Origin of the sequence: Streptomyces sp. NPDC050560 (assembly GCF_044457285.1) — a bacterium.
GTDB lineage: Bacteria > Actinomycetota > Actinomycetes > Streptomycetales > Streptomycetaceae > Streptomyces.
This window is the reverse complement of the sequence record NZ_JBITGT010000022.1, coordinates 96138-105335: the sequence shown is the minus strand read 5'-3', so window position 1 is coordinate 105335 and position 9198 is coordinate 96138. Positions and strand designations below refer to the sequence as shown.

The 9198-nt window shown below is 71.6% G+C and carries 9 protein-coding genes; 6 read left to right on the top strand and 3 right to left on the bottom strand.

What is annotated here, in order from left to right; translation table 11 throughout:
• Positions 1 to 185 precede the first annotated feature (185 nt).
• The gene (locus ACIBIW_RS34645) at positions 186 to 1481 is read right to left on the bottom strand and encodes a M6 family metalloprotease domain-containing protein (protein WP_399342172.1); all 1296 of its coding nucleotides are present in this window, start codon (positions 1479 to 1481) and stop codon (positions 186 to 188) included.
• Between the two features lie 308 nt (positions 1482 to 1789).
• Here ACIBIW_RS34645 and ACIBIW_RS34640 point away from each other — a divergent pair, with 308 nt between their 5' ends.
• Entirely contained in the window at positions 1790 to 2473 is a 684-nt protein-coding gene (locus ACIBIW_RS34640; protein ID WP_399342170.1) for a TetR/AcrR family transcriptional regulator, read from the top strand.
• A 274-nt stretch (positions 2474 to 2747) separates the two neighbouring features.
• Entirely contained in the window at positions 2748 to 4310 is a 1563-nt protein-coding gene (locus ACIBIW_RS34635) for an MFS transporter (protein WP_399342169.1), read from the top strand.
• A gap of 156 nt (positions 4311 to 4466) precedes the next feature.
• Here ACIBIW_RS34635 and ACIBIW_RS34630 read toward each other — a convergent pair whose 3' ends face one another.
• Both ACIBIW_RS34630 and ACIBIW_RS34625 read right to left on the bottom strand, forming a co-directional pair.
• Entirely contained in the window at positions 4467 to 5000 is a 534-nt protein-coding gene (locus ACIBIW_RS34630; protein WP_399342167.1) for a MarR family winged helix-turn-helix transcriptional regulator, read from the bottom strand.
• Positions 5001 to 5081: 81 nt separating this feature from the next.
• Entirely contained in the window at positions 5082 to 5609 is a 528-nt protein-coding gene (locus ACIBIW_RS34625; RefSeq protein ID WP_399342166.1) for a GNAT family N-acetyltransferase, read from the bottom strand.
• Between the two features lie 171 nt (positions 5610 to 5780).
• Between ACIBIW_RS34625 and ACIBIW_RS34620 the strand changes: the two genes are divergently transcribed.
• The 4 genes from ACIBIW_RS34620 to ACIBIW_RS34605 all read left to right on the top strand — a co-directional run bounded on the left by ACIBIW_RS34620 (position 5781) and on the right by ACIBIW_RS34605 (position 9160).
• On the top strand, positions 5781 to 6782 hold the full coding sequence (locus tag ACIBIW_RS34620; RefSeq protein ID WP_399342164.1) for an RNA polymerase sigma factor RpoD/SigA: 1002 nt from the start codon (positions 5781 to 5783) through the stop codon (positions 6780 to 6782).
• A 94-nt stretch (positions 6783 to 6876) separates the two neighbouring features.
• A complete protein-coding gene (locus ACIBIW_RS34615) occupies positions 6877 to 7923 on the top strand; it encodes a helix-turn-helix transcriptional regulator (RefSeq protein ID WP_399342163.1) in 1047 nt (348 codons plus the stop codon).
• 107 nt (positions 7924 to 8030) lie between these two features.
• A complete protein-coding gene (locus ACIBIW_RS34610) occupies positions 8031 to 8798 on the top strand; it encodes a DeoR/GlpR family DNA-binding transcription regulator (protein WP_399342161.1) in 768 nt (255 codons plus the stop codon).
• A gap of 110 nt (positions 8799 to 8908) precedes the next feature.
• Positions 8909 to 9160, top strand: coding sequence for a hypothetical protein (locus ACIBIW_RS34605; RefSeq protein WP_399342159.1), 252 nt, complete (start codon positions 8909 to 8911; stop codon positions 9158 to 9160).
• The last annotated feature ends 38 nt before the right edge of the window (positions 9161 to 9198 follow it).

Sequence of the window (9198 nt, the reverse complement as noted above, 5' to 3'; positions counted from 1 at the left end):
TGCACACCTACAACCACCACCGCTGCCACACCGCACTCGGCGGCCACCCACCGATCACCCGCGTGAACAACCCTGCGGGTCAATACACCTAGGTCCCGTCTGGCAATTCGCGTCGCGACCCCGGCGGGAATTGTCAGACAGGGCCTAGACACCACAGAACCGAACGAACCGCCCACCGCGCGGCGTCAGCGCCGCGTCACCCGTATCACGTACTCGCCCCGCGCCCCCTGCGCCCCCGGCGCCTTCGCCACGTCGATACGTACGCCGCTGCGGTGGTCGTCGAAGGTCTCGCCGGGGCCGTACGTCGCGTCGGACAGCTCCGCGTGCACATTCGGGCGCCGGGTGCAGCCGCCGCTGTCGCGCTTCGCGTCGTAGACGGTGACCGGGCCCTTCCCGGTGTCGACGTCCGCGTTGACGCGGTAGATCAGCACCCCCGGCCTGCACACCGCCTCGTCGTTGCCCGCGCGGACCCTGACCTCCGCCGCGAGCCCCGAGTCCCCGCCCAGCGGCACGAAGACCAGTTTCGTACCGCCGCCGCGCACCGAAAGCGGCGACACCGTGTGCACGCTGGTGCCCGGGCGGGACGCGCAGCCGATCTGGGAGCCGTCGAGCCAGCCGAGCTTCCACTTGTGCCAGCCCAGCATGTCGTTGTTGGCGCCCCAGTCCTCGCTCATGATGTCCCAGTGGCCCACCGCGCCCCCGCCGCGCTGCGTGTACAGGTCGGGGAGCCCGAAGACGTGCCCGTTCTCGTGCGGCAGCACCCGGTAGCCCGTCTTCGTGTACGAACCGGAGCCGTCGTCCTGGCGGCTGTACACGAAGGACGCGTTGGCCACCGGCACCCCGTCCGCGACCGGCGCCTCGCGGTTGCCCGCGAACGTCACCGAGAGCACCGTGTCCAGCGCCGAGGGGCCCGCGTTGGGCGTCATCAGGATGTTCACGAGGTCGTACGCGCGGAAGTCCACGTCGCGGTCGGCCTTCGCGACGATGTCGCGCACCAGCCGCCGGTAGCCCGGGTCGAAGGGCGCCCCCCGCACTATCCCGTACGCCTTGAACGTCTTCGGCATCCGCAGCCAGTGGCGTATCGGGGCCTTCGGGCGGTAGTCGAGGCGGCCGTACGAGCTGGTGCGGAACCAGGCCCTGGTCTGCGGGAAGAACTCGTCGAGGCGGTCGATCGCGGCGCCCTCGCCCGGCGCGTCGGGGAAGTCCACCATCAGGTTCAGCGCCCGCACCACCCCCGTCGAGCGCACATAGCCGGGACCGGTCGGCACCCCCTCCGACATCTGCACCCCCACCGCCCCGCTGATCATGCAGGGTGCCAGGGCCGTGCCCCGGCGCGCCGACACCGCGCCCGCCGCCGTCGCGGAGCCCGCGGCCGGCCGGCCGGTGCTCGCCGACATCGTCAGCGCGAACGCCACCGCGGTGAGCGCGGCGAGCACCGAACCGCGGCGCTGCGCGCGTATGCGACGGCGGGTCCGCTGCATGTGCTCGCCTCCACTTCCCGGGGCCGCCCGGCCGGGCACGTCCGTTGCGATCACCCTCGGCCGGGCGGACGGCCGCCGCGCGCTGGGCGGGCCGATCGTGGGTTTCTGGCCCCGGGAGGGTGTGATGCGGCTCACAGGAGTGGCGGGAAATAGGTGGGGACTCTTTCCCCGTTTAGACCTGTGTCCGAGCGAAACGGGGAACCACTCCCCGGATGCGGGACCAAGCACCGGGACGGGACGCCACCCCCGGACACCGCAGAGACCAGCAAGACCGACAGGACCAACGAACCGACAGAGGAGGGACGGGCATGGGAAGCGTCACGACCGCGCAGCGCCGCGCGTCGCGCCCCCGGGCCGACGCCCTCCGCAACCGCGAGCGGATCATCGACGCGGCCAGCGAGATGTTCATCGAGTACGGACCCGATGTGCCGATGGACGAGATCGCCCGCAGGGCCGGCATCGGCAACGCCACCCTCTACCGGCACTTCCCCGACCGCACCGAGCTGATGTGGGAGGTCGTGCTCTACGTGGCCGACCACGTCGCGTCCCTGGCCGAGGAGGCCAACGAGGCCGCGGAGGCCGAGGGCGGCGACGCCTTCGACGCGCTGCGCACCTTCGTCCACGCGGCCGTGGAGGCCAGGATCGGGGCGCTCTGCCCGATCCTCACGCCCGGCTTCGACAAGGACCGCGCGGAGCTGGCGGCCCAGCGCCACAGGTTCACCGACGCGCTGGAGCGGCTGATGCGCCGCGCCCGCGACAGCGGCCGGCTGCGCCCGGACGTCGGCGTCGGGGACCTGATGGTCGCCCTCACTCAGCTCGCGAGGCCGCTGCCCGGCACCAACTGCGTCGGCATCGGCCGCTTCGTCCACCGCCACCTGCAACTGTTCCTCGACGGCCTGATGACGCCCGGGCGCTCCGAGCTGCCGGGCACGGCCGCCACCCTGGAGGACCTGAAGAAGGAGAAGTGCGTGCCGCGCACCGCGAACCGATGAGTCCCGGCCGCGGCGCCGGTCCCACCGACTGACCACCTCCAGCAGCGACCGGGACCCGGGTCACCACCCGAGCCCCCGGCGCACCCCAAGACCCGCACACTGCTCCGCCCCCTCGACCGGCAACGACGCCGACCGGGCGGAAACCGACCGCTTTATCGCGCATTACTCACGTTTTTGACCCCCCAGGGACGCGACACATATCCGCGCCCCCAGGTCCATACGTTCCGAACATTCCGACATTCGGCACCTACGAAGTCCCAAGGCGGATACCTCCATGTCCCAGACGGCTCTCTCACCCGACACGGCGCCGCCCGGCGCCGACCCCAGGCGCTGGCGCGCGCTCGTCTTCATCGCGCTCGCCCAACTGATGGTGGTCCTCGACGCCACGATCGTGAACATCGCCCTGCCGAGCGCCCAGCGCGACCTCGGCATCTCCGACGGCAACCGCCAGTGGGTCATCACGGCCTACGCGCTCGCCTTCGGCGGACTCCTGCTCTTCGGCGGTCGGCTCGCCGACATATGGGGCCGCAAGCGAATGTTCCTGATCGGTCTTGGCGGATTCGCGCTCTCCTCCGCGCTCGGCGGCGCCGCACAGACCGCGGCGATGATGCTCGGCGCCCGCGCCCTGCAAGGCGTGTTCGGCGCGATGCTCGCCCCGGCCGCGCTCTCCCTGCTGGCGACGACGTTCACCGACGCCAAGGAGCGCGCCAAGGCGTTCGGCATCTACGGCGCCATCGCGGGCGGCGGCAGCGCCGTGGGACTGATACTCGGCGGCTTCCTCACCGAGTACCTGGACTGGCGCTGGACCTTCTACGTCAACGTCCCGTTCGCCGTGATCGCCGCCCTCGGCGCGGTCTTCGTCATCCACGAGCCCGCGGGCGGACGCAACCGCTCCGGACTCGACCTGCCCGGCGTCGTGCTCTCCACGCTCGGCCTCGTCTCCCTGGTCTACGGCTTCACCCGGGCCGAGTCCGACGGCTGGTCCGACGCCCTGACCATCGGGCTCTTCGTGGCGTCCGTGGTGCTGATCTCGGCCTTCGCCCTCACCGAGTCGAAGGTCAGGTCGCCGCTGCTGCCGCTGCGCGTCGTGACCAACCGCAACCGCGCGGGCGCGTACCTCTCGCTCGGCCTCGCGATCATCGGCATGTTCGGCCTGTTTCTCTTCCTGACCTACTACCTCCAGGTCGTGAAGGGATACTCACCGGTCAAGACCGGTTTCGCCTTCCTGCCGCTGGTGGCGGGAATGATCACCGGCTCGACCCAGATCGGCGCCCGGCTGATGATGCGGGTCCCGCCGCGGCTGCTGATGGGCCCCGGGTTCCTGCTCGCCGCCGTCGGCGTGCTGCTGCTCACCCAGATGGAGGTCGGCTCCTCGTACGCGGGCCTGCTGCTGCCCGCGATGGTCATGCTGGGCCTGGGCATGGGCACCGCGTTCATGCCCGCCATGTCGCTGGCCACACACGGGGTGCAGCCGCGTGACGCGGGCGTCGCCTCCGCGATGGTCAACACCTCGCAGCAGGTGGGCGGCGCCATCGGCACCGCGCTGCTGAACACCCTGGCCGCGTCCGCCACGGCGAGCTACATCGCCGACCGCGCCGCCTCGGCCACCACGAGGCCCGCACAGCAGGCGCTCCAGGCACAGGGCATGGTGCACGGCTACACGACCGCGATCTGGGCGGCCGTCGCCATCCTGGTGCTCGCCGCCGCGATCGCCGTGACCTTCGTCACCGCGGGCCGGCAGGGCGGGGGCCCGGTGGCCTCGGGCTCCACCAAGGACGGCGAGAGCGCCGACGCGGCCGTCGAGGACGAGGTGGCCATCCCGGTGATCTCGCACTGACGCCGCCACGGCCCCCGCGGCCGCGGGCCCGGTCCCGTACGGGAGAGAGCCGGGAGCGGGCCCCCGCCGTGACATGAGGACGCCTTCGCCGTACGGACCGGGGCCGCTCCCGGTCCCGTACGGCGAAGGCGTCGGTCGTGTGCCGCGCTCTGTGGCTCAGCGGAGCCAGGGCAGGTCCGCGCCCGCCTCCTTCGGCTCAAGCCCGGCGGCGACCACACACATGATCTCGCCGAGGTGACGCTGCTGGTCGGGGGTGAGTCGGTCGAACAGTGCCTGGCGCACGGCCTCGACATGGCCGGGCGCCGCTTCTTCCAGTGTCTTCACTCCTTGATCGGTCAGGACCGCGAACTGGCCGCGCTTGTCCGAATCACAGTCTTCGCGCCGTACCCAGCCCCGGTCTTCGAGCCGCGCGATGGCGTGCGAGAGACGGGATCGGGTGATCTTGGCGCTCCGTGCCAGCTCGGTCATGCGCATCCGGCGCCTGGGGGCGTCGGAGAGCTGCACGAGCAGCCCGTAGTAGACGTGCGGGATGCTCGCGTCGCGCTGTAGTTGGCGGTCGAGATGGTCGTCGAGAAGCCTGGTCGCGTGGATGTACGCGCGCCAGATGTGCTGCTGCTCATCACTGAGCCAGCGCGGCTCCTGCGGCCCGGGCCTGGAGGGTGATGCGGGTGCCGTCTTCATGACGACCACTCTAGGGATTTTTTTATTTAACTTTAAAACTCATGTCGTGATTGTTTCGAAAATGTGTGGGTGAAGCGGGCGCCGACGCCTTCACCCCTGGCCGAGATCCTTCTCGTACCAGGTCACGTCCCAGTAGCGCCCGAACTTCCTGCCGACCTCCCGATACGTACCCACCCGCCGGAACCCGAAGCGCTCGTGCAGCCGCGTCGACGCGGCGTTCGGCTCCGCGACCCCCGCGTACGCCCGGTGCACGTCCTCGCCCGCCAGCGCCTCGAACAGCCGCTTGTACAGCAGCGTCCCCACGCCGCGCCGCACCGCGCCGGGCGCCAGGTAGACGCTCAGCTCCACCGACGTCGTATACGCGGGCTTCGGCCTGAACGGCCCCGACGTCGCGTACCCCAGCACCGCGCCCCCGCGCGAGTCCCGGGCAACCAACAGACGGTGAGGGCCGTCTTCAGGGTGGGAGAGCAGCCACTCCCGGCGCTCCCCGGGCGTGAAGACGACCGTGTCGAAGGTGATCGCGGTCTCCCGCACGTAGTGGTTGTAGATGCTCGTGAGCGCCGGGAGATCGGCCGCGCCTCCCGGGCTGACCTGCACCTCCGGAGGTTCCTGCGGCATCGGTACTCCTCATGTGGCAGCACAGGGTACTGCAAGATCAGAAAAATCGAGAGCCCGGGTGGGAATTCTGTCCCGATTCCAGTCGTTGTTTCCATCGGATGCAGGGCACCCGGAAAGGTGTCCCGGAACCACAGACGAACCGCTGACCATCACCACCGCAAGGGAGCACGCATGGCAACCCGTGCCGTCGCCCGTCGTACGACCGCCACGAGCGGCAGCGACGCGGCAAGCAGTGTTCGCGCCGGAGGCGGCGAGATCGCCGACCGCGACCTGGTCGGCATGTACCTCGACGAGATCGCGCGCACGCCCCTGCTCGACGCCGCGAAGGAGGTCGAGCTGTCCCAGATCATCGAGGCGGGCGTGTACGCCCAGCAGATCCTCGACGACGGGGCCGAGAGCGACGCCGCGAGCGGGGCGTCCCGCGAGGAGCTACAGGCCCTCGTGGACGACTCGGAGCGGGCCAAGGACATCTTCATCCGGTCCAACCTACGACTCGTCGTCGCCGTGGCACGCCGCTACCCCCGCAGCGGACTGCCCCTGCTCGACCTGATCCAGGAGGGCAACGCCGGCCTGGTGCGCGCCGTCGAGAAGTTCGACTACCGCAAGGGCTTCAAGTTCTCCACCTATGCGACCTGGTGGATACGCCAGGCCATCACCCGCTCCATCGCCGACCAGTCCAGGACGATCCGGCTGCCCGTCCACCTTGTCGAGGAGCTGGGCCGCATCCGCCGCGTCCAGCGCGAGTTCAACCGTGAGAACGGCCGCGACCCCGAGCCCGAGGAGATCGCCGCCGAGCTGCACTCCACCCCGGAGCGCGTCGGCGACGTACTCGACTGGGCCCGCGACCCCGTCTCGCTGAACATGTCCGTCGACGACGAGGGCGAGACCCAGTTCGGCGACCTGCTGGAGGACACCTCGGCCGTCTCGCCCGAGCAGTCCGTCCTCACCCTGCTGCGCAGCGAGGAGCTGGACGAGCTGATCAGCAGGCTCGACCAGCGCACCGCGTCCATCATCAAGATGCGCTACGGCATCGAGGACGGCCGCGAGCGCACCCTCACCGAGGTCGGCAAGGAGCACGGCCTCACCCGCGAGCGGATACGCCAGATCGAGAAGCACGCGCTCCTCGAACTGAAGAAGCTCGCCAGGGACACCGGGTTCGACGCCGCCGCGTAGAGCACGCCGGAGCCGGCCAGGAGCCGACAGCGCGCCCCCGCCCCCCGCGGGGGCCGCGGCCCGGCACCGCGGACGCGTCCGGCAGGGTGGACACGTGAGTACCGACACCCCCGCCCGTCTGCTGCGCCTGCTCTCCCTGCTCCAGACCCCCCGCGAGTGGCCGGGCGGCGAACTCGCCGCGCGCCTCGGCGTCAGCCGCCGCACCGTCCGCCGGGACATCGAGCGGCTGCGCGAGCTGGGCTACCCCGTACTCGCCGCCCGCGGCGCCGACGGCGGCTACCGCCTCACCGCGGGCAAGGCCATGCCGCCCCTCCTCCTCGACGACGAGGAGGCCATCGCCATCGCCGTCGGCCTGCGCACCGGCACGGGACACGCCGTGGAAGGCGTGGAGGAGGCCGCCCTGCGCGCGCTCACCAAGCTGGAGCAGATCCTCCCCGGCCGCCTGCGCGCACGCGTCTCCGCCCTGCACAGCGCCACCACGCCGCTCGGCGCCCTCGGCGCCGACACCGTCACCCCCGAGACGCTCACCACCCTCGCCGCCGCCACCGCGGCCCGCGAACAGCTCCGCTTCGCCTACCGCGCCGCCGACGGCACCGAGACCCGGCGCCACACCGAGCCCCACCGGCTCGTCTCCACCGGCCGCCGCTGGTACCTCGTCGCCTACGACCTGCACCGCGAGGACTGGCGCAGCTTCCGCGTCGACCGGCTCAGCGAGCCCCTTGCCACCGGCGCCCGCTTCACCCCCCGCGAACCGCCCACGGGAGACGCCGTCGGCTATCTGCGCGCCACCCTGCGCCTCACCCAGGAGCCGTACCGGCTCGACGCCACCTTCGACACCACCGCCGCCGAACTCGCCCGCCGCCTCCCCGCCGACTACGGCACCATCGAGGAACTTCCCGACGGCACCTGCCGGCTCACCGCCGACACCGCGGAACCCGTCCACTGGGTCATCGAGCGCTTCGCCAGGACCGGCATCGACTTCCACGTGCACCACCCGCACCAACTCGCGGCGGCCCTGCGCCGCCTCGCCGACCGCCTCGCCCGGGCCGCAGGACCGGACGATCACCCCGGCCCGGACGACCACCCCCGCAACACCCCGCCCACGGACCACACCACCCCCGAAAGACCCACCCCTCGCTGAGCACCCCACCACCGCACGCCCCCCACCGCCACCACGCGCCCCCCGGCCATCCGCACCGTTTAGGCTCATCGCGGCACCACGGCCGAGGAGAGGCGGAGAGCACCGACATGTACGCCCCGGAGCGGCAGCAGGCGATCCTCCGGCTGGCCCGCGACAGCGGCCGCGTCGACGTCCTCTCCCTCGCGGACGAGTTCCAGGTCACCGCCGAGACCATCCGCCGCGACCTCAAGAGCCTCGACCGCGCGGGACTGCTCCGCCGCGTGCACGGCGGCGCCATCCCGGCCGGGCGCCTCGACTTCGAGCCCGACCTCGCGGAACGCGAGGGCACCGCCGCGGGCGAGAAGGACCAGATCGCCCGCGCCGCACTCGCCGAACTCCCCGCGGAGGGCAGCGTCATCCTCGACGCCGGGACCACCGTCGCCCGCCTCGCCGCCGCCTTCCCCCTCGACTCCGCCCTCACCGTCGTCACCCACAGCCTGCCCACCGCCGCCCGGCTCGCCGACCACCCCGGCATCCAACTCCACCTGGTGGGCGGCCGGGTGCGCCACCGCACCAGGGCCGCCGTCGACGCCTGGGCGCTGCGCGCCTACGCCGAGATCCGTGCCGACGTCCTCTTCCTCGCCGCCAACGGCTTCTCCCTCGAATACGGCCTCACCACCCCCGACCTCGCGGAAGCCGCCGTGAAACGCGCCGCCGTGGCCGCCGCACGCCGTGTCGTCCTCCTCGCCGACTCTGCCAAGCACGGCACCGACCACTTCGCGGGATTCTGCCAACTCGGCGAGATCGATCTCCTGATCACCGACACCGGACTGCCCCTCGACGCCGCCGGGGCGATCGAGGAGGGCGGAACCGAGGTCCTGCGCGTCCCCCGCTGAACGGCGCGCCAGGACGGGTGAGGGTGAGCCCTCGAAAACATGCCCCCTTCGGGGTGTTTTGTCGCGAAAACCCTGTCGGAACACCCCACCCGTACGTTCTACTGGGCGCTATGGCTGAACATGTGTCGATTCTTCAGCAGATGGGCGTCGCCGCCCTGGCCGGTGCCGCGGCGGCCTGGACCGTGAGCCGCGTCAGGCTGGCACGCCGGAGCCGACCCGCCACCGAAGGACACCCCACCGGGGGCGGCCTCGGCGTACTGCCACGACAGGCCCTGCCCCCCGTCGAGACCGTCGTCCTCACACCCGCGGAGCGGGACGCGTTCGCCCGCCTCGTCAGGCAGTTCGGAGAGGGCCGACACTGATCGCGCGCCCACGGCGCACATGGCGGGTACCGAAGGAA